The sequence below is a fragment of the Micromonospora sp. NPDC050795 genome, assembly GCF_044456785.1.
GTDB lineage: Bacteria > Actinomycetota > Actinomycetes > Mycobacteriales > Micromonosporaceae > Micromonospora.
On sequence record NZ_JBITGE010000052.1, the window covers coordinates 13646 to 34600 of the forward strand.

At 71.5% G+C, this 20955-nt stretch carries 23 protein-coding genes and 1 riboswitch; of the genes, 21 read left to right on the forward strand and 2 right to left on the reverse strand.

The features are described from left to right. Nucleotides 1–73: 73 nt before the first annotated feature. The 16 genes from ACIBEF_RS30190 to ACIBEF_RS30265 all read left to right on the forward strand — a co-directional run bounded on the left by ACIBEF_RS30190 (nt 74) and on the right by ACIBEF_RS30265 (nt 12667). The gene (locus tag ACIBEF_RS30190; RefSeq protein WP_396796732.1) at nt 74–820 is read left to right on the forward strand and encodes an SAM-dependent methyltransferase; all 747 of its coding nucleotides are present in this window, start codon (nt 74–76) and stop codon (nt 818–820) included. A 71-nt stretch (nt 821–891) separates the two neighbouring features. Beyond that, nucleotides 892–2064, forward strand: coding sequence for a PP2C family protein-serine/threonine phosphatase (locus ACIBEF_RS30195; protein WP_396796733.1), 1173 nt, complete (start codon nt 892–894; stop codon nt 2062–2064). A gap of 56 nt (nt 2065–2120) precedes the next feature. After that, nucleotides 2121–2582 (forward strand): MarR family winged helix-turn-helix transcriptional regulator, encoded by a 462-nt coding sequence (locus tag ACIBEF_RS30200; RefSeq protein WP_396796750.1) that lies wholly within the window; start codon nt 2121–2123, stop codon nt 2580–2582. Nucleotides 2583–2875: 293 nt separating this feature from the next. Continuing rightward, entirely contained in the window at nt 2876–3508 is a 633-nt protein-coding gene (locus ACIBEF_RS30205; RefSeq protein WP_396796734.1) for a CDP-alcohol phosphatidyltransferase family protein, read from the forward strand. Further along, a complete protein-coding gene (locus tag ACIBEF_RS30210; protein WP_396796736.1) occupies nt 3505–4449 on the forward strand; it encodes a DUF881 domain-containing protein in 945 nt (314 codons plus the stop codon). The genes ACIBEF_RS30205 and ACIBEF_RS30210 overlap by 4 nt, the downstream gene beginning before the upstream one ends. Next, nucleotides 4446–4778 carry a small basic family protein gene (locus ACIBEF_RS30215; RefSeq protein WP_030327710.1) on the forward strand — a complete coding sequence of 111 codons (333 nt, stop codon included), beginning with the start codon at nt 4446–4448 and terminating at the stop codon, nt 4776–4778. Before ACIBEF_RS30210 ends, ACIBEF_RS30215 begins: the two co-directional genes overlap by 4 nt. Before the next feature lie 11 nt (nt 4779–4789). After that, nucleotides 4790–5791: a DUF881 domain-containing protein gene (locus ACIBEF_RS30220; protein WP_396796738.1), complete on the forward strand. Its 1002-nt coding sequence runs from the start codon at nt 4790–4792 to the stop codon at nt 5789–5791. Nucleotides 5792–5852: 61 nt separating this feature from the next. Beyond that, the gene (gene gcvH, locus ACIBEF_RS30225) at nt 5853–6233 is read left to right on the forward strand and encodes a glycine cleavage system protein GcvH (RefSeq protein ID WP_396796739.1); all 381 of its coding nucleotides are present in this window, start codon (nt 5853–5855) and stop codon (nt 6231–6233) included. Nucleotides 6234–6447: 214 nt separating this feature from the next. After that, nucleotides 6448–6900, forward strand: coding sequence for an FHA domain-containing protein (locus ACIBEF_RS30230; RefSeq protein WP_007071101.1), 453 nt, complete (start codon nt 6448–6450; stop codon nt 6898–6900). Between the two features lie 50 nt (nt 6901–6950). Next, on the forward strand, nt 6951–7652 hold the full coding sequence (locus tag ACIBEF_RS30235) for a MerR family transcriptional regulator (protein ID WP_357227673.1): 702 nt from the start codon (nt 6951–6953) through the stop codon (nt 7650–7652). 185 nt (nt 7653–7837) lie between these two features. Further along, entirely contained in the window at nt 7838–8302 is a 465-nt protein-coding gene (locus ACIBEF_RS30240; RefSeq protein WP_030327706.1) for a bifunctional nuclease family protein, read from the forward strand. A gap of 159 nt (nt 8303–8461) precedes the next feature. After that, nucleotides 8462–9058 (forward strand): MerR family transcriptional regulator, encoded by a 597-nt coding sequence (locus tag ACIBEF_RS30245; protein WP_355007555.1) that lies wholly within the window; start codon nt 8462–8464, stop codon nt 9056–9058. A gap of 259 nt (nt 9059–9317) precedes the next feature. Beyond that, on the forward strand, nt 9318–9716 hold the full coding sequence (locus ACIBEF_RS30250; RefSeq protein ID WP_393226381.1) for a group 1 truncated hemoglobin: 399 nt from the start codon (nt 9318–9320) through the stop codon (nt 9714–9716). A 2-nt stretch (nt 9717–9718) separates the two neighbouring features. Continuing rightward, the gene (locus tag ACIBEF_RS30255; RefSeq protein WP_396796740.1) at nt 9719–10900 is read left to right on the forward strand and encodes a globin domain-containing protein; all 1182 of its coding nucleotides are present in this window, start codon (nt 9719–9721) and stop codon (nt 10898–10900) included. Then, entirely contained in the window at nt 10897–11592 is a 696-nt protein-coding gene (locus tag ACIBEF_RS30260) for a DivIVA domain-containing protein (RefSeq protein WP_112587029.1), read from the forward strand. The genes ACIBEF_RS30255 and ACIBEF_RS30260 overlap by 4 nt, the downstream gene beginning before the upstream one ends. A gap of 115 nt (nt 11593–11707) precedes the next feature. Next, nucleotides 11708–12667, forward strand: coding sequence for an SAM-dependent methyltransferase (locus ACIBEF_RS30265; RefSeq protein ID WP_396796741.1), 960 nt, complete (start codon nt 11708–11710; stop codon nt 12665–12667). A gap of 55 nt (nt 12668–12722) precedes the next feature. Here the strand turns inward: ACIBEF_RS30265 and ACIBEF_RS30270 are convergent, their stop codons facing one another. Beyond that, the gene (locus ACIBEF_RS30270) at nt 12723–13379 is read right to left on the reverse strand and encodes an SDR family oxidoreductase (protein ID WP_396796743.1); all 657 of its coding nucleotides are present in this window, start codon (nt 13377–13379) and stop codon (nt 12723–12725) included. Nucleotides 13380–13491: 112 nt separating this feature from the next. On the opposite strand from ACIBEF_RS30270, the gene ACIBEF_RS30275 reads away from it, so the two are divergent. From ACIBEF_RS30275 to gcvP, 3 genes are all read left to right on the forward strand, one after another. Continuing rightward, on the forward strand, nt 13492–14580 hold the full coding sequence (locus ACIBEF_RS30275) for a MerR family transcriptional regulator (RefSeq protein ID WP_396796752.1): 1089 nt from the start codon (nt 13492–13494) through the stop codon (nt 14578–14580). Nucleotides 14581–14682: 102 nt separating this feature from the next. Then, complete coding sequence (locus ACIBEF_RS30280; protein WP_396796744.1) at nt 14683–15528, forward strand: NAD-dependent protein deacetylase; 846 nt, start codon at nt 14683–14685, stop codon at nt 15526–15528. A 107-nt stretch (nt 15529–15635) separates the two neighbouring features. Further along, nucleotides 15636–15734: riboswitch (glycine riboswitch) on the forward strand. Nucleotides 15735–15806: 72 nt separating this feature from the next. Then, the gene (gene gcvP / locus ACIBEF_RS30285; protein WP_396796746.1) at nt 15807–18629 is read left to right on the forward strand and encodes an aminomethyl-transferring glycine dehydrogenase; all 2823 of its coding nucleotides are present in this window, start codon (nt 15807–15809) and stop codon (nt 18627–18629) included. Nucleotides 18630–18753: 124 nt separating this feature from the next. Here gcvP and ACIBEF_RS30290 read toward each other — a convergent pair whose 3' ends face one another. Beyond that, a complete protein-coding gene (locus tag ACIBEF_RS30290) occupies nt 18754–18954 on the reverse strand; it encodes a DUF5999 family protein (protein ID WP_007460326.1) in 201 nt (66 codons plus the stop codon). A gap of 123 nt (nt 18955–19077) precedes the next feature. On the opposite strand from ACIBEF_RS30290, the gene ACIBEF_RS30295 reads away from it, so the two are divergent. Both ACIBEF_RS30295 and ACIBEF_RS30300 read left to right on the forward strand, forming a co-directional pair. Then, nucleotides 19078–20325: a chorismate-binding protein gene (locus ACIBEF_RS30295; protein ID WP_396796747.1), complete on the forward strand. Its 1248-nt coding sequence runs from the start codon at nt 19078–19080 to the stop codon at nt 20323–20325. Between the two features lie 32 nt (nt 20326–20357). Continuing rightward, nucleotides 20358–20870 carry a peptide deformylase gene (locus ACIBEF_RS30300; RefSeq protein WP_396796749.1) on the forward strand — a complete coding sequence of 171 codons (513 nt, stop codon included), beginning with the start codon at nt 20358–20360 and terminating at the stop codon, nt 20868–20870. The last annotated feature ends 85 nt before the right edge of the window (nt 20871–20955 follow it).

Genomic DNA, 20955 nt, shown 5'->3' on the forward strand with positions numbered 1-20955 from the left:
GCCCCCGCGTCGCGATACCGCCGAGCGCGTCCCGGTCGGTACGCTGGCGACGACCGGGGAGGGAGCGCCGCCGATGGGTGAACCAGACCAGCCGAGCACCGCTCGCATGATCGACTTTTGGCTCGGCGGGCAGCATCACTTCCCCGTGGACGTGGCCGCCGCGAACGCGTTCGAGCAGGCGTACGGGCCGTGCGCGCCGGTGTTCCGCGAGCTGCGGGCGTTCCTGGGCCGGGCGGTGCGGGCCATGGCCGCCCACGGCGTGGACGGGTTCCTGGTGTTCGGCGCCGGGGTGCCGACGATGGGCAACGTGCACGAGGTCGCCCCCGACGCGACGGTGCTCTACACCGACGTCGACCCGGTCACCATCCGACTGGGACAGAGCATCCTTTCCGGCAGCGACCGGGCCGGCTACGGCTTCGGCGACGCGACCGACATCGGCACCGTCGACCCGGCGCAGCTGCACCGTTTCGTGCCAGGGTGGGGGCGGCGGCCGGTCGGAGTGGTCTTCCTGGGGTTGGCCGCGTTCCTCGACGACGCCACGCTGACCCGCACCCTCGACGAGCTGTACGCTGCCGCCGCGCCGGGCAGCCTGCTCGCAGTGGACTTCGACACCGAGGAGCTGGCCGGTCACCCGCAGGCGCTGGCCATGATGGGGCCGCAGTTCCGGATGCGCCCACCGGTGGCGTTCGCGCCCCTGCTGGGTCGGTGGGCGCCGACGGCGGACGGGATCGTCCCGGTTGCCGAGTGGCGTCCCGAAGGCCCGCCGGCCGAGGTGCCCGACGCGTTCCACGGTGTGCTCGCGACCCGCGCGGGTGACTGACCGCGCCGATCACCCGTCCGGTGGCTTCCGTATGATACTTGCCCTACAGCAAGTTTCGGGGGAGGGCGACGATGGTAGACGCGCCGGACGTGGTGTCGCGCGCGTTGCGCGAGGCCCCGCCCGACCAGTTGGCCGAGGCGGCGGACCGGGCGATCCGGTCGGCGATGGGCGCGCTGCGCACCGACGTCTTCGTCGCCGACTACCGGATCAGCGGCCTCTGGCCGGTGCTGGACCCGGACCTGCCGGCGGCCGGTTTCCTGGCCTGCCACACCATGGCGCAGCGCTGCTTCAGCAGCCAGCAGCCGGTCCGCGACGGTGCGGGCCCCTGCCGGCTCTACCTGCCGTTGACCGTGTGGGGGGAGCGGCTGGGTGTGCTGCTGATCGAGCTGCCGACCGCACCGAACGCGGCGGTCACCGGTCGGGCGACGGACATCGCCGGCGTCCTGGCGGTGGCGATGCGGGCGGCGGACCGGGAAACCGACCGCTACCGGCGGGCCCGCCGTCGGGAGCGACTGACGATGGCCGCCGAGATGCAGTGGGACCTGCTGCCCGGTCGTGGTGTGTCCCACCACGCGTTCGACCTGGCCGGCCAGCTCGAACCGGCGTACACGGTGGGTGGCGACCACTTCGACTGGTCGCTGGACGGCGACCGTCTCACCCTGACGGTGCTCAACGGCGAGGGCAACGGGCTCGCGGCGTCGCTGTTGACAGCCGTCACGGTCAACGCGATGCGCAACGCGCGTCGCTCCGGTGGCGGCCTGGTGGAGCAGGCCGAACTGGCCTCGGACACGGTCTTCTACCAACACCGGGGCGCCCGGTACGTGGCCACCCTGCTGCTTGAGGTGGACACTCGCCTCGGCCGGGTGCGGGCCGTCGACGCGGGCTCACCCCACCTGTTGCGGATGCGCGGGTCCACTGTCGAGCCGATGAAACTGGATCAGCAGCTGCCGCTGGGCATGTTCGCCGAGACCCGCTACGAGCTTCAGGAGATGCAACTCGCCCCCGGTGACCGGCTCTTCGTCGTCAGCGACGGGGTGTGGGCCGCCGAGCCGCCGGGCCAGGAGCCGTACGGGCAGCGGGTGATGGCACGGTCCCTGCGCGCCACGCGGTTGCAGCCGCCGGCCGAGGCGGTTGGTACGGTGATGCGCGAACTACACGCCTATCACGCCGATTCCGATCTGCGTGACGACGCCGTCGTGGTCTGTCTGGACTGGCACGGTCCACGCGAGCGGAGCATGGCGTGAGTCTCGCCGCCGCATTGCCGGGCGGGCACCAGCGCGACAACGGCAGGGGACATCAGGTGGAGCGACCTGCGGATCTCGCCACGGCGATCACCACGGCCGCCGAGACGCTGATCGCCGTGCTGGAGTCAGCCGAGTCGCGGCACCAGGTGCCGCCCACCCAGCTGAGGGTGCTCACGCTGATCAGCGGTCGTCCGGAGACCAACGTCAACGGGTTGGCGGAGCTGCTGGACGTGGTGCCCTCGTCGGCGAGCCGCCTGTGCGACCGGTTGGAGGCGACGGGGCTGTTGCGTCGGGTGGCCGATCCGCGTGACCGGCGTGAGGTGCGGTTGGTGCCGACGCCTGCGGCGCTGACCCTGTTGGGGGAGTTGGCCGAGCGGCGTCAGCGCGCGGTGCAGGCGGTGCTGGACCGGATGCCGGCGCGGATGCAGCACGAGCTGTTGCTGGCGCTGGCCGGGTTCGCTCGGGCGGCGACGTCGGTGCCCGAGCAGCAGACCGATCCCGCCGTCCAGACGGCCTGAGCGCCAACCACCTTCCACTAGTATCCTAGGACGCTCTACGCGTGGTGACCCACGCCACAGTGCGACACCGCCGCACCGGCAGGCCGCGGCAGCGGCCGGCCAGTGAGAGGAAGCCCGATATAGTGGCAGCGCACCTACCCGGCCCGCGATCATCGAGATCGCGGGCCGTATCAGGGCAAGGGGCCCCGCCCGGGGCCGCAGGGGAGAGCCGGCGCTGGTCGGCCTGACAGCGCGTACGACCCTCAGCCGCGCCCGGCGCTGGCCGGGGGCCCGCGTGCCGTGGAGGAGGATCGGTGTCGCGTCGGCCGGCTCGGGCAGAGCAACCGCCGGACACCGGTGACGAGACTCCCGGCAACCAGGTCCTCACCCTGCCCAACCTGATCAGCTTCGGGCGGCTGCTGGGCGTGCCGCTCTTCCTCTACCTGTTCCTGGTGGCGCGGGCCGACGTGGCGGCGGTCGTGGTGCTGGCCATCGGGGGCACCACCGACTGGGTCGACGGCTGGATCGCCCGCCGCCTGCACCAGGTCAGCCGCCTGGGCGAGTTGCTCGACCCACTCGCCGACCGGCTCTACATCCTCGCCACCCTGGTCGCCTTCACCGCGCGGGAGGTGGTGCCGTGGCAGTTCACCGCGGCGCTGCTGGCCCGTGAGGTGCTCCTGCTGGCCTCGCTGGCGGTGCTGCGTCGCTACGGGTACGGTCCGCCGCCGGTGCACTACGTGGGCAAGACCGCCACGTTCCTGCTGCTCGCGGCGTTCCCGGTGTTGCTGTTGGCCAGCGCGGCCACCGACGTGGCGACGGCGGCGAGCGCCATCGGTTGGGCGTTGGCCTGGTGGGGGCTGGTGCTGTACTGGGTGGCCGGCGCGATGTACGTCGTGCAGGCGGCCCGGCTGGTGCGCGCGGCGCGCGGTCCGGGAGCGACGGCGTGAGCGCGCCTCGGCTGGGAAAACCCGGCCAGGACCGGGTGTACGCGCCGGACTTCCTCACCGAACTGTTCCGCAACCCGCTGGATCCGGGGTACGCGGACGCGGCTGCCGCCCGTCGGCGCTCGGCGGAGTCCGCTCCGGCGCGCGGGTGGCGGGCCTTGCCGGCACGGTCGGTGAGCCTGGTCGTGGTGGTGATGCTCGGTTTCCTGTTCGCGGTCGCGTACCGGCAGACGATGGCGGACGAGCCGGGGCGCAGCCAGGCCCGTTCGGGTCTGGTGGCGCAGATCAAGGAGCGGGAGAGCCAGACCGATCGGTTGTCCACGCGGGCGGACCAGCTGCGCGAGGAGGTCAGTCGGCAGCGGGACGCGGCGTTGACCGGTTCGGCCGCCGCCCGGTTGCGCAACCTGGAGGCGAGCACCGGGTTGGGCCGGGTGCGCGGTGATGGTGTGGTGGTGCGGTTGGCGGACGCGCCGGACAAGGCGGACGCGGTCACTGGTGCCGGCGCGGGGCCGCCGCGGGTGCTCTACAGCGACCTGCAGGGTGTGGCGAACGCGTTGTGGAGTGCTGGCGCGGAGGCGATCGCCATCAACGGGCAGCGGTTGACGTCGACGTCGACGATCCGGTCGGCGGGTGAGGCGATGCTCGTGGATTTCCGGCCGGTGACCGGTCCGTACGAGGTGTCGGCGATCGGGCCGGGTTCGATGCGGCGCAAGTTCGAGGACAGCCGGAACGCGGCGCTGATGCGGAAGGTCGCGCAGGGGACGGGGTTGTCGTTCGGTGTGCGGGAGGCGGATGACCTCACCCTGCCGGCGGCGCCGGAGCCGCAGCTACGCTACGCCAAGCCGTCGGTCAGTCCGAGCCCTTCCGCGTCGGGTGTCCGTTCCGGCAGTCCCGGGTCGTCCGGTCCGGGGACGACTGTTAGCCCCTCCGGAGGTGGCCGATGATCGCGGTGTTGGCGTTGCTCGCCGGTGTGGTGCTGGGCGTGTGGCTTGATCCCACGGTGCCGGCGGCGTTGCAGCCGTACCTGCCGATCGCGGTGGTGGCCGCGTTGGACGCGGTGTTCGGTGGGGTGCGGGCTCGGTTGGACCGCATCTTCGACGACAAGCAGTTCGTGGTGTCGTTCATTTCGAACGTGCTGGTGGCTGGTCTGATCGTGTATCTGGGTGACCAGTTGGGGGTGGGTGGGCAGTTGTCCACCGGTGTGGTCGTTGTGTTGGGGGTGCGTATCTTCGGCAACGTGGCGGCGATCCGTCGGCACCTGTTCCGGGCGTAGGTTGGGTTGCGATGAATGACGAGCAGACCGACACGGGGACCGGGTGGCCGCAGCCGGCGGGTCCGGTGCGGCCGGGTGGGCCGGCGGGTGAGCCGGATCCGCGGCCGGATGCGCCGGATCCGGACGAGTTGAGCCCGTTGGCGCCGCAGGCGCCGGCGGATGACGAGCCTGTGGTCGAGCCGGGTGTGGAGCCGGTCGACGATGGCGCGACGGTGGACCTGAGCGCGGTGTCGCGGTCGGGGGAGCAGCCGGTTGCGGGTTCCGACGGGTTGGCGGAGCCGGTGGGGAAGTCGGCGGCGCCGGTGGTGGCTGGTCGGTCCCGGTGGAGTGCGGCCGGGGTGATGATCGCCGCGTTGTTGGCGTTGCTGGGGTTCACGTTGGTCGTGCAGTTGAAGACGACGTCGACGGACCCGACTCTGGGTGCCACCCGGCAGGAGGACCTGGTCCGGATCCTGTCGGATCTGGATGCGCGGGAGAATCGCCTGCAGCAGGACATCAGGGCTCTGGAGGACAGTCAGCGGCAGTTGCGCTCGGGTGAGCAGGGTCGTCAGGCGGCGTTGGATGAGGCGACGCGGCGGGCGGACGAGTTGGGCATCCTGGCGGGGACGTTGCCGGCGGTGGGTCCGGGGTTGACTGTGCAGTTCGACGGCGGTGTGAAGCCGATTTCGGCGAACCGGGTGTTGGACGCGGTGCAGGAGCTGCGTGGTGCGGGCGCCGAGGCGATGCAGATTTCCGGTGGGGATCGGGCGACGGTGCGGATCATCGCGTCGACGTACTTCCTCGATGGGGACAACGGGTCGTTGATGGTGGAGGGGCGTCGGTTGTCGGGGCCGTACACGATCACGGTGATCGGTGATCCGGCGACGATGCGTACGGCGTTGAACATTCCTGGTGGGGTGGTGGCGTCGGTCCGGGGTGACGGCGGTAACGTGACGTTTGGGGAGCGTGAGGTTGCCGAGGTTTCGGCGCTGCACGTGCCGATCAAGTTGGAACACGCCCGTCCGGTCTCCTGACCGGCGCGGCCGCGCCGGACCCGGGTGGGTCCGGGGCACCGATGGATGAAGGACGCGTCTGGTGATTCCCGAGGATCTGCGATACACCGCCGAGCATGAGTGGGTGGCGGGTGACGGCACGGCTTCGGTCCGGGTCGGCATCACCCACTTCGCGCAGGACGCGCTCGGTGACATCGTGTACGTGCAGTTGCCCGAGGCGGGTGCGGTGGTCGCGGCCGGTGACTCGTTGGGTGAGATCGAGTCGACCAAGAACGTGTCGGAGATCTACGCGCCGGTGGCCGGTACGGTGGCGGCGCGCAATGATGCGTTGGCTGACACGCCTGAGCTGATCAACACTGATCCGTACGGTGAGGGTTGGTTGGTGGAGATCACGCCGAACGATCCGACTGCGACGGATGGGTTGCTGACGGCGGCCGCGTATCAGAAGATCACCGAAGGCTGAGTGTGCTTGATCCGGTGCGCGGGATGTCTGCGCGCGTCCGGTTGCCCTGCATTTCGGCGCTGGCTAGGCTCGCCCAGTCGACCGAGAACCCAATAGTTGAGCGTTGCGGAATTGCCTTCCCGGGCACGGGGAGCCAGCCGCCGGGTGTTCAAGTGCCCGGCGGCCAGACCCGCCATTACCCGACGCCGACCGAACAGATCCGTGAGGTGGTCCCATGACGCGGCCAGACGACGAGTTCCCCCCACTCGACGTCACTTCGACGCTCAATCTCGGTTCGCTCGACGAAGTGCTGGAGGGGCCGGATACCGATGTGGTGCCGAGCCGGATGTCCGGTTCGTTGCCGCCGGGTATGGCGCTGCTGGTGGTTCGTCGAGGTCCGAATGCGGGTGCCCGGTTCTTGTTGGACCACGATGTGACGACCAGTGGCCGGCACCCGGACAGTGACATCTTCCTGGATGACGTGACGGTGTCGCGTCGGCACGCGGAGTTCCACCGTGATGGTGGGACGTTCACGGTGCGGGACGTGGGTAGCCTGAATGGCACGTACGTCAATCGTGAGCGGGTCGAGGCGGCCACGTTGAGCAATGGTGACGAGGTTCAGATCGGTAAGTTCCGGGTGGTGTTCATCGCCGGTCCGCGCCCGGAGGAGGAGGCCGGCCGGGGGTGAACGAGCCTGCGGCCTCCATGTCACCCGGGGCGGCTCGGTCTGAGCCGCTGATGAGCATCGGTGAGGTGCTTGGGCAGTTGCGGGTGGATTTTCCGGATACCACGATTTCGAAGCTGCGGTTTCTTGAGGCCGAGGGTTTGGTCGAGCCGCAGCGGACGGCGGCGGGTTACCGGAAGTACAGCTGGGACGATGTGGCGCGGTTGCGGTTTGTGTTGACCGCGCAGCGGGACAGGTACCTGCCGTTGCGGGTGATTCGGGAGCAGTTGGCCCAGTGGGATTCGTCCGGTGAGCAGCCGGAGCGGTCGCGGCCGGCGTTGGTGGCGGTTGGTCCTGATGGTGCGGTGCCGGGTCGTGAGTTCGCGGAGCCGGCCGAGTCGTCGCAGGTGCGGCTCGGCCGGGCGGATCTGGTGGCGCGTAGTGGGATCGACGAGTCGACGTTGGTGGAGTTGGAGCGGCTCGGTGTGCTGGTGTCGGATCCGCCGGGTTGGTATGACGCTGATGCTCTGATCATCGCGTCGGCGGTGGCGGGGTTGGCGGCGTACGGGTTGGAGCCGCGGCACCTGCGGGGTTATCGGACGGCGGCGGACCGGGAGGTCGGTTTGTTCGCGCAGTTGGTGGCGCCGTTGGCGCGGCAGAGTGATCCGGCGGCGCGGGCGCGGGCGGCGGAGACGGCGCGGGAGTTGGTGGCGTTGTCGGAGCAGTTGCACGCGGCGTTGGTGCGGGTGGGGCTGCGGTCGACGTTGGGTCGGTGAGGGTGCCCGGTGGGTGGCGGCTGAGCGGAAAGATCTCTTCCGGGAAGCGTGCCGTAGGCTTGCCGGGGTAACCCCTTTTCGGCGCGGACGTGGTGCTGTAGCGCATGGGACGGCCGTGTTGCGGTCCGTGTACGGTGCAGGGAAGGGCGCGGTGCGGCGTAGGTGACAACGACACGGAGGCGGCGGTGCGCGAGCTGAGCGTGGTCGGAGTTCGGGTGGAGCTGCCCAGCAACCAGCCGATCGTCCTGCTCAGGGAGGTCGAGGGGGACCGCTATCTGCCGATCTGGATCGGCGCGGTCGAGGCGACGGCTATCGCTTATGAGCAGCAGGGGGTCAAGCCGGCCCGGCCGTTGACGCATGACCTTCTGCGGGACGTGTTGGCGGCGTTGAAGGCGCCCTTGCAGGCGGTGGAGATCACCGAGCTGAAGGAGAACGTCTTCTACGCTGATCTGTTGATCGGCGATGGGGTGCGGGTGTCGGCGCGGCCGAGCGATTCGATCGCGTTGGCGTTGCGGGTTGGTGCGCCGATTCGTTGTGCGGAGCAGGTCCTCAGCGAGGCGGGGATCGTTATCCCTGATGAGCAGGAGGACGAGGTGGAGAAGTTCCGCGAGTTCCTGGAGCAGGTGCGTCCGGAGGATTTCGCGGGCTGAGGTGTGCCTGGGCCCGGTTGGTGATCTTTCTCGGTGGCTGCGCGGCGTGTCGCGTCGGTTCCTCCGTGGTAACCCCTGACGGTGACGATAGGGTTTCCATGTCGAGGGGTGCGCGTCCCGGAAACGATGCGTCGCCACACTGACGGGGAGGTTGTCCGGATGCACGAGCCGCGGGATTCCGATCCGGGTGCAGAGTTCGACGAGTCGGGTGCCTCGTCGCCAGGTGTGGCGGCTGAGGGTGACGGTTCGGTTGGTTACCGGGGTGTGACGGCCTGCCATGCGGTGGGCATCAGTTACCGGCAGTTGGATTACTGGGCGCGGACGACGCTGGTGGTGCCGAGCGTTCGTGATGCCTCGGGTTCGGGGACGCAGCGGTTGTATTCGTTCCGGGACCTGGTGGTGTTGAAGGTCGTGAAGCGGTTGTTGGATGCGGGGGTGTCCCTGCAGAACATCCGTAAGGCGATCGAGGCGTTGCGGTCGCGTGGTGTGGAGGATCTGGCGGGGATCACGCTGATCTCTGATGGGACGACGGTGTACGAGTGCCGGTCTCCGGAGGAGGTGGTCGACCTGTTGCAGGGTGGCCAGGGGGTCTTCGGCATCGCGATCGGTGGGGCGTTCAAGGAGATCCAGGGTTCGTTGTCGCATCTGCCGGCGGAGCCGGCGACGAGCGGCCCGGTGGAGCCGGTGGTGGCGGCGGGGCCGGATCCGGTGGGTGACGAGTTGGCGGCGCGGCGGGCGCGGCGGCGCGCCGGCTGACGGTTCGGTCTTTCGGTTTTTTTCCGGTTGTTTTCTCGCGACGGTCGGTGACGGTGGCGGGGGTTGATCGGCCGTGCCGGTCCACTGTGGATACGGTGGGTGTCGTGTTGGTTGCCCATTGTGGAGATACCCATCGGTAGTGGTGACGCACCGTGTCGTCGTGTTGTCGGGAATCCGATATGGGGGCGCTGACCGGGGGCGGTTGACACGCTATGGTCCCTCACGGTTCTGGACCCTTCACCCCCCGGAAGGAACGACCGTGACGGTTACGGAAGAAACTGTTCCCGCCTCGCACTACGACCGCATTGGCGGTGCCAGTTCGGTCAAGGCGGCGGTTGAGCTGTTCTACGACAAGGTGCTCGCGGACCCGGAGTTGGCGGGCTATTTCGCTGGCGTGGACATGGCGGGTCAGCGGCGGCATCTGGCGTTGATGTTGACCGTGGTGCTGGGTGGTCCGAACGAGTACACGGGTCGCGGCTTGGACGAGGCGCACCAGCCGTTGAACATCACGGTGGGGCACTACGCGAAGGTGGGCGAGTACCTGACGGTGACGCTGACGGAGCTCGGAGTGCCGGCGGACGTCATCGCCGATGTGCAGACGGTGCTGGGGCAGGTGCAGGGCCAGGTGGTGGCTGCCGGGAACAGGTCGGGCGTCTGAGCGTGGACGCCGCTCGCCTCAAGCAGAGCTGGTCGGTGGTCGCCGGTCACGGCGACCAGGTGCCGCTCTACTTCTACTCGACGTTGTTCCTCGCCCATCCCGAGACGCGGCAGATGTTCCCTACGAACATGGCCGGTCAGCGGGACCGCCTCGTGACCGCGTTGGGTCACATCGTGTCCAACGTGGACCAGGTGGATCGGCTGGTGGGTTTCCTGCAGGATCTCGGCGCGGATCACCGCAAGTTCGCGGTCCGCGCGGAACACTATCCGGCGGTCGGTGAGGCGCTGGTGGCGACGTTGCAGCATTTCCTCGCCGAGCAGTGGACCGACGAGTTGGCTGCGGACTGGACGGCGGCGTACGGGTTGGTCGCCCAGGTGATGGTGGAGGCCGCGCAGGCCGCTGAGGCGGTCAATCCGCCGTGGTGGGTGTCGGAGATCGTGGCGCATGAGCGGCGGGCGTTCGACGTGGCGGTGTTGACGGTGCGTCCGCAGTATCTGTTGCCGTTCACGCCGGGTCAGTCGATCGGGGTGTCGCACCCGTCGGTGCGGTCGTGGCGGTACTACTCGCCGGCGAACGCGCCGCGGGCGGACGGCACGTTGGAGTTGCATGTGCGGGCCGCGCCGGGTGGTGCGGTGTCGTCGCGGCTGGTGTACGGGTCGGCGGTGGGGGATCGGGTCCACCTGGCGGCGCCGGTGGGGGACCGGCTGGGGTTGTGGGCGGCGGGCTCCAGTGACCTGTTGCTGTTGGTGTCGGGTACCGGCTGGGCGCCGATGAAGGCGTTGGTGGAGCAGGTGGCCGCGGAGGGTTCCCGCCGGCGGGTGGACCTGTATGTGGGGGCCCGGTCCCGTAGCGAGTTCTACGACAGCGATGCGATCGACAAGTTGGCGTCGTCGTATCCGTGGTTGACGGTGACGTACGTGGTCGGTGCCGACGTGCACCGGCCGGGGGAGTTCGTGCAGGCGGTGGACCGGGCGTTGGCCGACGGTGACTGGCGGTCCCGGCACGTGTTCGTGTGTGGGTCGGACGAGATGGTGTCGCACGCGGTGCGGACGTTGGTGCAGGCGGGCTACCACGCGGGTCAGGTGCACCACGAGGGCCTGGGCACGCAGTGGTACGGCCCGGCGTGGCGCACGGCGGTGCAGCAGTCGGCTGCGGGTGGCACTTCGGGAGGTGGGCACAGGTGAGTGCGACGCCGATCAGTCGGTATGACGGGGTGCAGGTGTCCGGCGGTGTGCAGGTGCGGATGACCGCCGACCGGGTTCGGCGGTGGGAGTTCGGTGCGGCGTCGTTCGCTCGGCGTGGTTACGACAACGCTGATGTGGACCGGTTCCGGGTGCAGGTCGCTGACGAGTTGGACCTGTTGGCGACGCAGATCGCGACGTTGCGGGCGGAGAACGAGCGGCTGACCGACCGGGTGGAGTTGCACCGGCACGGGGTGATCCCGAGTACGGGGGCGGCGGCGAAGGTCCCGGCGGCGCGGGAGGTGAATCTGTTGTCGGCGGCGCAGCGGGAGGCCGAGCAGATCATCGCGCAGGCGCATGACTACGCGCGTCGGGTCGCCGAGTACGCCCGGGTGCAGTACGAGAGTTACCTGCACGCGGCGGAGGCGGAGGCGAAGCAGGAGGCGGAGCGGGCGGTGGCGGAGTACCGCAGCGCGGCGGGGTCGAGCTTCGACGACACGGTGGCGACCCGGGAGGCGTTGCGGATCTTCGGCGAGATGATGGTGTCGCACATGCAGGCGGCGGCGCGGCATCTCGACGACGGCAGTGAGCAGTTGGCCCGCACGATGGATCGGATCGCGGCGGAGACGCCGGGGGCGCCGTTCGTGGGTGGTGTGGTGGGTCAGTCGGCGTTGCCGCGGCACCAGCAGCGCTGAGTCGCCGGGTGGGGTGCGCTGACGTGGACCCCACCCGGTGCGCTGGCGGCGGTGGCATAGTCGGAGGGGCCAGGCGGGGCTGACCGGTGGCCCGCCCCCGGGGAGAGGCCCTGTCGTGTCGGTATCACCGTCTCCATCCGGCGGGTCGGCGGACCCCCTCGCGGCGTTGGAGGCGTCGGCGTGGGCGCTGGCGGCCGCTGTCGGCACCATGAGTGACGCCCTGTCGGCCCCGCTCGCCGAGGTCCTCGCGGCGTCGCCGCACCGCAGCGCGGTACTGGAGGCCGCCGGTCTGCTGTCCTGGGACGGCGGGACGCCGGTCGCGCACCCGTCGCTGGTGCCTGCCGACGGGCCGACCGGCCGCAGCGCGGTGCAGGCGCGGTTGAGTTCGCTGCGGCAGGCGGTCGCCGCGGCGGCGCAGGAGCCGTCCGGCGGGGGTGGCGTCGGCTGGGCGCAGGTCGATGACGAGGTGTTGCTGCATCAGGGTCGGGCGTCGGCGGCGACCGGCCGGGCGTTGGCGACCCGGGTGGTGCCCGAGTTGGCGGGGCTGGCGGAGCGCTTGGACTCGGCGGATGCCCGGGTGCTGGACGTGGGGACCGGCGTGGCGGCGTTGGCTGTCGCCCTGGCCCGCGCGTTGCCCCGGGTGTCGGTGGTGGGCATCGACGTGCTGCAGCGGGCGTTGGACCTGGCCCGCGGGGAGTTGGCCGAGGCGCGCGACGTCGCGGACCGGATCAGTGTGCGCCGGCAGGACGTCGCGGACGTGGCCGAGCCGGAGGGGTACGACCTGGTGTGGGTGCCGGCGCCGTTTCTTCCCCAGCAGACGTTGGCGTCCGCGTTGCCCCGGTTGGTGCAGGCGCTGCGACCCGGTGGCTGGCTGGTGGCCGGCACCAATCCGCCGGCCGGGGATCCGTTGCGGGCGGCCGTCGACCGGTGGAACGCCGTCCGCAACGGCGGCAACGCCTTCGACGCCGACCGGATGGCGGAGGTGCTGGCGGGGGCCGGGTTGGGTGACGTTCGGCGTTTTCCGACGGTCCCCGGTGGGCCGGTGTTGGTCGCCGCGCACCGCCTGGGCGGCTGAGGGCCGCACCTGGTGGGTGGGTGTCAGCCGAGCCCCTTGCGGTGCGACGGGTCGGTCAGCTGGCGGCGGCGCGGACGGCCTCGACGATCGGGGTGGGTCCGTCGACGAGTTCCAGTGTCGCGCCGGTGGTGCGGGGTTCGTCGAGCAGCGCGGCGAGGACGTGGGCGACGTCGGTGCGGCTGATCGCGCCACTACCGGCGTGTGGGGTGAGGGTGACCCGCCCGGTGGGTGGGTCGTCGGTGAGCCGGCCGGGTCGCAGCACCGTCCAGGCCAGGTCGCGGCGGCGCAGGTCGTCCTCGGCGGCGCGTTTGGCGCGCAGGTACGCCGCCCACACGTCGTCGCTGCCGGGGGCGGGTGGTGTGTCCACGCCCATGGAGGAGACGAGCAGGTAGCGGTGGACGCCGGCGTGGGTGGCGGCGTCGGCGAGCAGCGCGGCGGCGGCCCGGTCGACGGTGTCCTTGCGGGCGGCGCCGCTGCCGGGGCCCGCGCCGGCGGCGAAGACCACCGCGTCGGCGCCGCGCAGGTGCTCGGCCACCTGTTCGGGCGGGGTGTGTTCCAGGTCGCAGACGACGGGGGTGGCGCCGGCGGCGCGCAGCGTCGCGGTCTGCTCGGGGTTGCGGATGAGGCCGACGGCGGTGTCGCCGCGCTCGACGAGGTGGCGTTGCACCAGTAGGGCGATCCTGCCGTGGCCTCCGGCGATGACGACGCGCATACGCCCAACCTACCGGGGGTGCGGGCGGCGTCATCGGCTTGACCTTGACCTTCGGGCAACCCTGAGCCTGGTGGGTGCCGGTCGCCGTGACCGGCGCGAGGAGGATGTCGACGTGGGGCTGATGACCATCGGGGCGTTCGCCCGGGCGGCGAGGCTGACGCCGAAGGCGTTGCGCCTGTACGACCAGGGTGGGCTGCTGGTGCCGGCCGCTGTCGATCCGGAGTCCGGTTACCGGCTCTACGACCCGGCTCAGCTGCCGGTGGCGCGGCTGGTCGCCCAGTTGCGTCGGCTCGGTATGCCGCTGGCGACGATCCGGGTCGTGTGTGACCTGGAGCCGGCAGCGGCGGCGGAGGCGGTCACCGCGTACTGGCGGCAGGTCAGCGCCGACACCGCGGCCCGCGCCCGGCTCGCCACCCTCCTCGTGGACCACCTGTCTGAAGGGGGTACCACCATGTCTGACCCGGATCCCACAGTTGTCGTTCGCTCTGCCGCCGGTTGTGACACCGGGCTGGTGCGCGACAGCAACGAGGACACCGCGTACGCCAGCGAGCGGTTGCTCGCCGTGGCCGACGGGATGCGGGGGCCCGGCGGCGCGGCGGCCAGCGCCGCCGCCGTCGACGCCCTGAAGCCGTTGGCCCTGACCGACGTGCCGGGCGCGGACCTGCTGACGATGCTGGGCGGGGCGGTGAGCGCCGCCGACCGTGCCGTGCACGGGTTGGCCACCGACACCGACCAGCCCGTCACGACGCTGACCGCGCTGCTGCTCAGCGGTTCCCGGCTGGCGCTGGTGCACGTCGGTGACACCCGGGCCTACCTGCTGCGCGGCGGTGAGTTGTCGTTGCTCACGCAGGATCACACCTGGGTGCAGACCCAGGTTGATCAGGGTCGGCTCGACCGGGACCAGGCCGCGACGCATCCGCAGCGCGCGGTGCTGGTGCGTGCCCTCGGTGGCGGCCGGCAGGTCGAGGCGGATCTGGCGCTGCGTACCGCGGTGCCGGGTGACCGGTACCTGTTGTGCTCCGACGGGCTGTCCGCGGTCGTCGACCGGGCCGGGTTGGGGTCGGCGTTGGCCGCGACGGACGACCCCGAGGACACGGTGCGGGCGCTGATCGATCTGGCGCGGGCCGAGGGGGCGCCGGACAACATCGCCTGCGTCGTCGCCGACGTCGTCGCCGCACAACCGTCGTCGCCGACGTCCTAGCCGCACAACCGTCGTCGCCGGATAGCCGTCGTCCGCGCCGGGTGGGGCCGCCCACCCGGCGCGGGCTCGGCGTCAGCGGCCCTATTGAGGCAGCATGGAGAGGTGACGGAGAGCTTCGACGCGTTGACCTCGCTGGTGGCCGGCGGTGGGGTGGTGGTGCTCAGCGGCGCCGGCCTGTCCACCGAGTCGGGAATTCCGGATTACCGGGGGCCCAGCGGGGTGGCGCGGCGGCACACGCCGATGACCTTCCAGGCGTTCACCCGCGATCCGCTGGCCCGGCGCCGCTACTGGGCGCGCAGCCACCTGGGCTGGCGGCTGATCGCGGGCGCGGCGCCCAACGCCGGGCACCGGGCGGTGGCCGGGCTGCAGCACGCCGGGCTGGTCGACACGGTCATCACCCAGAACGTCGACGGTCTGCACGGTGCGGCCGGCAGCCCGTCGGTGATCGAGTTGCACGGTCGCCTCGACGAGGTTACCTGTCTGGACTGCGGCAACCTGACCTCCCGGGAGGAGCTGCACCGGCGGTTGCGCGAGGCCAACCCGGAGTTCGTGGCCCGCGTCGCCGCCGTCAACCCGGACGGTGATGTTGATCTCCCCGATGAGCAGGTGGAGGCGTTCCGGCCGGTGGACTGCGGGATCTGCGGCACCGGGATGCTGAAACCGGACGTGGTGTTCTTCGGTGAGACGGTGCCGCCGCAGCGGGTGGCGCGGTGTTTCGCGGCCGTGGAGCAGGCCCGCGCGTTGCTGGTGCTCGGGTCGTCGTTGACGGTGATGTCGGGGCGTCGGTTCGTGATTCGGGCCGCGAAACGGGGCATCCCGGTCGCGATCGTCAACCAGGGGCCGACCCGGGGTGACGGTCACGCCACCGTGTGCGTCGACGCGCCGCTGGGCGCGGTGCTGCCGCAGCTGGCCACGCGGGTCGGCGCCGGGGCGCCGCTGGGGGTCTGACGGGCCGGCCCCGGGTGGGCGCCCCGGCCCCGGGGGGTGGGACATCGGCCCCCCGGGGGAGGACATCCGCCGGAAACACCGACGCTGGTAGCGTTGACCACGCCGGTAACACCCACGTGGGAGAGACCGCCCGACAGCACGCAGGGCGGCGCCGAAGGGGCAAATCCTCCCCGGAACCTCTCAGGCAAAAGGACCTCGTGGGCAGGCACTGTGGAGTGCCCCCGTGGGTGCGACAGAGGGGGAGGCCGACACGTCGACCTCGCCCCGGGAGTGCCCTGATGACCGTAGAGCAGTTCGCCACCCGTCACATCGGTCCCGGCCCCGACGACGAGCGTCGGATGCTGGAGGTCGTCGGGCACGACTCGATCGACGAGCTGATGGACGCCGCGATCCCCGAGGTGATCCGCTGGCACGGCACCCTCGACCTGCCCGAGGCGGCCACCGAGGCCGAGACGATCGCCGAGCTGCGGGCCCTCGCGGCGCGTAACACCGTGGCCGTCTCCATGATCGGGCTCGGGTACCACGGCACGCACACCCCGGCGGTGATCCGCCGCAACGTCCTGGAGGACCCGGCCTGGTACACGGCGTACACGCCGTACCAGCCGGAGATCAGCCAGGGCCGGCTGGAGGCGCTGCTGAACTTCCAGACCATGGTCACCGACCTGACCGGCCTGGCCACCGCGAACGCCTCCATGCTCGACGAGGGCACCGCGGCGGCGGAGGCGATGACCCTGGCGCGGCGGGCCTCCAAGAGCAAGAGCGGCGTGTACGTCGTCGACGCCGACGCGTTGCCGCAGGCCATCGCGGTGATCACCAGCCGGGCGGTGCCGCTCGGCATCGACGTGCGGGTCCTCGACGTCGAGCGTGACGAGTTGCCGGCGGAGTTCTTCGGCCTGCACCTGCAGTATCCGGGGGCGTCCGGGGCGGTGCGCGACCACGCCGGCCTCGTGGAGGCGGCGCACGCCGTCGGCGCCCTGGTGACCGTGGCGGCGGACCTGCTGGCGTTGACGCTGCTGCGCGCACCGGGGGAGATCGGCGCGGACATCGCCGCCGGCACCACCCAGCGTTTCGGCGTACCCATGGGATTCGGTGGGCCGCACGCCGGTTACCTGGCGGTGCGTTCGGGCCTGGAGCGGATGCTGCCCGGGCGCCTGGTCGGGGTGTCGCGTGACGCGGACGGTAACCCGGCCTACCGGTTGGCGTTGCAGACCCGTGAGCAGCACATCCGCCGGGAGAAGGCGACCAGCAACATCTGCACCGCGCAGGTGCTCCTGGCCGTGATGGCCGGCATGTACGCCGTGTACCACGGCCCGGACGGGCTGCGCGCCATCGCGACGCGTACCCATGCGATGGCGGCGCGGCTCGCGGCCGGGTTGCGCGCCGGTGGGGTCGACGTCGCGGACGTCGCGTTCTTCGACACCGTCACCGCGACCGTGCCCGGGAGGGCTGCCGAGGTGGTGGCCGCCGCCGCGGAGCGTGGTGTCAACCTGCGGCTGGTCGACGCCGACCGGGTGGGGGTGTCCTGCGACGAGACCACGACCGACGCGCACCTGGCGCAGGTGTGGGCGGCGTTCGGGGTGCCCGCGTTCGACGCCGACGGGGACGCCGCCCTGCCCGTCGACCTGACGCGCACGACCGACTTCCTCACCCACCCGGTGTTCCGCAGCCACCACTCGGAGACGGCGATGCTGCGCTACCTGCGGCGGTTGTCGGACTTCGACTACGCCCTGGACCGGGGCATGATCCCGCTCGGGTCGTGCACGATGAAGCTGAACGCGACCACCGAGATGGAGCCGGTCAGCTGGGCGGAGTTCGCGAACATCCACCCGTTCGCCCCGGACACGCAGACCGTCGGGTACCGGGAGATGATCGGTCAGCTGGAGTCGTGGCTGGCCGAGGTGACCGGGTACGACGCGGTCAGCGTGCAGCCCAACGCCGGTTCGCAGGGTGAGCTGGCCGGCCTGTTGGCGATCCGCTCGTACCACGCGTCGCGGGGTCAGACGCACCGCGACGTGTGTCTGATCCCGTCGTCGGCGCACGGCACGAACGCGGCGTCGGCGGTGATGGCCGGGATGCGGGTCGTGGTGGTGGCCTGCGACGACGACGGCAACGTCGACCTCGTCGACCTGGACGCGAAGATCGACAAGCACCGCGACGCGCTCGCCGCGATCATGGTGACGTACCCGTCCACGCACGGTGTGTACGAGACGGGTATCGCGTCGCTGTGCGCGAAGGTCCACGACGCGGGCGGGCAGGTGTACGTCGACGGGGCGAACCTCAACGCCCTGGTCGGGTTCGCCAAGCCCGGCAAGTTCGGCGCGGACGTGTCGCACCTGAACCTGCACAAGACGTTCTGCATCCCGCACGGCGGCGGCGGCCCGGGGGTGGGCCCGGTCGCGGTGCGCGCACACCTGGCGCCGTTCCTGCCCGGCGACCCGCTCGGCGCGCACGTCGACGCCACCCCGGCGATCTCGGCGGCCAAGTACGGGTCGGCGGGGATCCTGCCGATCCCGTGGGCGTACCTGCGGATGATGGGCGCCGAGGGGCTGACCCGGGCCACCGGTGTGGCGGTCCTCGCGGCGAACTACGTGGCGGCGCGGCTGCGGGGGCACTTCCCGGTGCTGTACGCCGGCAACAAGGGCCTGGTGGCCCACGAGTGCATCCTCGACCTGCGGCCGTTGACGAAGGCGACCGGGGTGAGCGTCGACGACGTGGCGAAGCGGCTGATCGACTACGGCTTCCACGCGCCCACGATGTCGTTCCCGGTGGCGGGAACGCTGATGGTGGAGCCGACCGAGAGCGAGGACCTGGCCGAGCTGGACCGGTTCTGCGACGCGATGATCGCGATCCGCGCGGAGATCGAGCAGGTGGGTTCCGGGGCGTGGCCGGCGGGGGACAACCCCCTGGCAAACGCGCCGCACACCGCGGCGATGGTCAGCGGTGACGAGTGGTCGCACGCGTACCCGCGGTCGGTGGGCGCGTACCCGGCCGGGGTGGACCGGGCCGGGAAGTACTGGCCGCCGGTGCGGCGCATCGACGGCGCGTACGGCGACCGGAACCTGGTCTGCTCGTGCCCGTCGCCGGAGGCGTTCGAGGACTGACGACGGCGCGCCGGGGCGGGCGGTACGGCCTGCCCCGGCAGCCGCTGCGACCTGGGCGGGGACGTCCCTTACCGGGGGACTAGCCTGGGTCGACGGCGGCTAGACGGTGACGCTGAGTGGTCGGTCAGGCCACGAGAGCGTGGCGGGCGGGGCCGCGGTGCGGTGCGATGCTGCTGCCGTCAGGAAGCAGCTCGCCGGTGTCCTCGAAGACGATGACACCGTTGCAGAGCAGGCTCCAGCCCTGCTCACGGAAGCAGGCGAGGACCCGCGCGGCTTCCCGGTCGGTGGCTTCAGCGGAGGGGCAGGTCGGTTGGTGCTGGCACATCGGGTTCTCCGGACTGTGGGGGCACTGTGTCATGGTTCACATGACCAGTGACGCACAGTACCAAGCGAAAGTGTCCAGCATCGAGCAGGTGCCCGCCTGGTGCACGGGAAATCCACTGAACGGATGAGGAAGGTTGGACCGTACGGCGTGGAAACGCTCCCAAAGGTGTGCGCCGCGAGCGGCGGCCCGGCTGCGACCGCCGCGAGCGGCGGCCCGGCTGCGACCGTCGATGTACCCGCCGCGCCGGCCGCGTGCCGGGGCGCGCTGACCGAACGCGCCCGCCTGCACTGGTCCCGCGGCGACGGCGGCGACCCCGCGGCCCTCGCCGAGGAGTTCCTCGCCGCGCACGGCCTACCCCTGCACGACCTGACCCGACCCGCCACCGGCCAGCACGGCACCGGGGTCTGCGGCGCGGCCCTGTACCTGTCCGCCGCCGCCGGGGCGCTGCTGGCCGGCGCACCCACCGGGGCACCCGAGCCCGCACCGGCCCTACCCGACCTCGTCGTCGTGGTCTACCAGCACGGCCCCACCCGGTTCGCCCGGCCCGGACCACCGCCACCGTGGTGGCTCGGCGACTGGGCCGAGAGCTGGACCCCCGGCCAGCACGCCGACGCCGTCGACGCGGTCCGCGCCGCCATCGGCCGCGGCGACGTCTACCAGAGCAACCTCGTCGGCCACGCCGCCGCCCCCTACACCGGCGACCCGCTGCCCGCCCTGAAGCGCCTCGGCGCGCTCCCCGGCGCCCGCTACGGCGGCGTCCTCACCGGCGACGGCTGGGCCATCGGCTGCGCCTCCCCGGAAACCCTCGTCGAGGTCACCGACGGGCAGGTGATCACCCGACCGATCAAGGGCACCCGCCCGGCCACCGCCGCCGGCCGGGCCGAACTGCTCGCCAGCGCCAAGGAACGCGCCGAACACATCATGATCGTCGACCTGGAACGCAACGACCTCGCCCGCATCGCCCGCACCGGCACCGTCACCGTCGACGAACTGTTCGCCGTCCGCCGCTGGTGCGACCTGTGGCAGGCCGAGTCGACAGTGCGCGCCGCCGCCGCCGACGGCCTCGGCCTCGCCGACCTGCTGCGCGCCACCTGCCCCGGCGGCTCCGTCACCGGCGCCCCGAAACTCGCCGCCCTGACCCAGATCAACGCCCTCGAACCCGTCGGACGCGGCGCCAGCATGGGCGCGCTGGGCTGGGTCACCCCGGGCCACGTCGACCTGGGCCTGACCATCCGCACCGCCGCCGCCGACGGCCACCGACTGCACACCTGGGCCGGCGGCGGCATCACCTGGGACAGCGACGCACACGCCGAGGTCGCCGAGGCCGCCGCGAAGACCACCCCGATCCGCGCCACCCTGGCCGGGCGCTGACCGCGACACCACACGGCGATACCCTGAACCCCATGACCATGCGGCCCATCCGGATCATCGGCGACCCTGTCCTGCGCACCGGATGCGAACCGGTCACCACCTTCGACGCCGAGCTACGCGCCCTCGTCACCGACCTGATGGACACCCTCCTCGGCGCCCCCGGCCGCGCCGGCGTCGCCGCACCGCAGATCGGCGTCAGCGCCCAGGTGTTCGTCTACGACGCCGACGGATACCGCGGCCACCTCATCAACCCCACCCTCGAACTGTCCGACGAACTCCAGGACGACGAAGAGGGCTGCCTGTCCATCCCCGGGCTGTACTTCCCGACCGTGCGGGCCCTGCACGCCACCGCCCACGGCGTCGACCAGCACGGCGAGCCACTGACCATCACCGGCAGCGGATTCCTGGCCCGCGCCCTGCAACACGAGACCGACCACCTCGGCGGGCGGCTCTACGTCGACACCCTGCGCGGCGACACCCGCCGCCGCGCCCTGCGCGAGATCCGCGCCGGACGCTTCGACTCACCCAGCCGAAGCAGGCCCTAGCTGTTCTGTCCAGAGAGGTTGGGGACGCGGCTGGCGGGTGGGCCGCCGATTGCGGTGTGGTGGCGGTGGTGATTGTAGGCGTGGA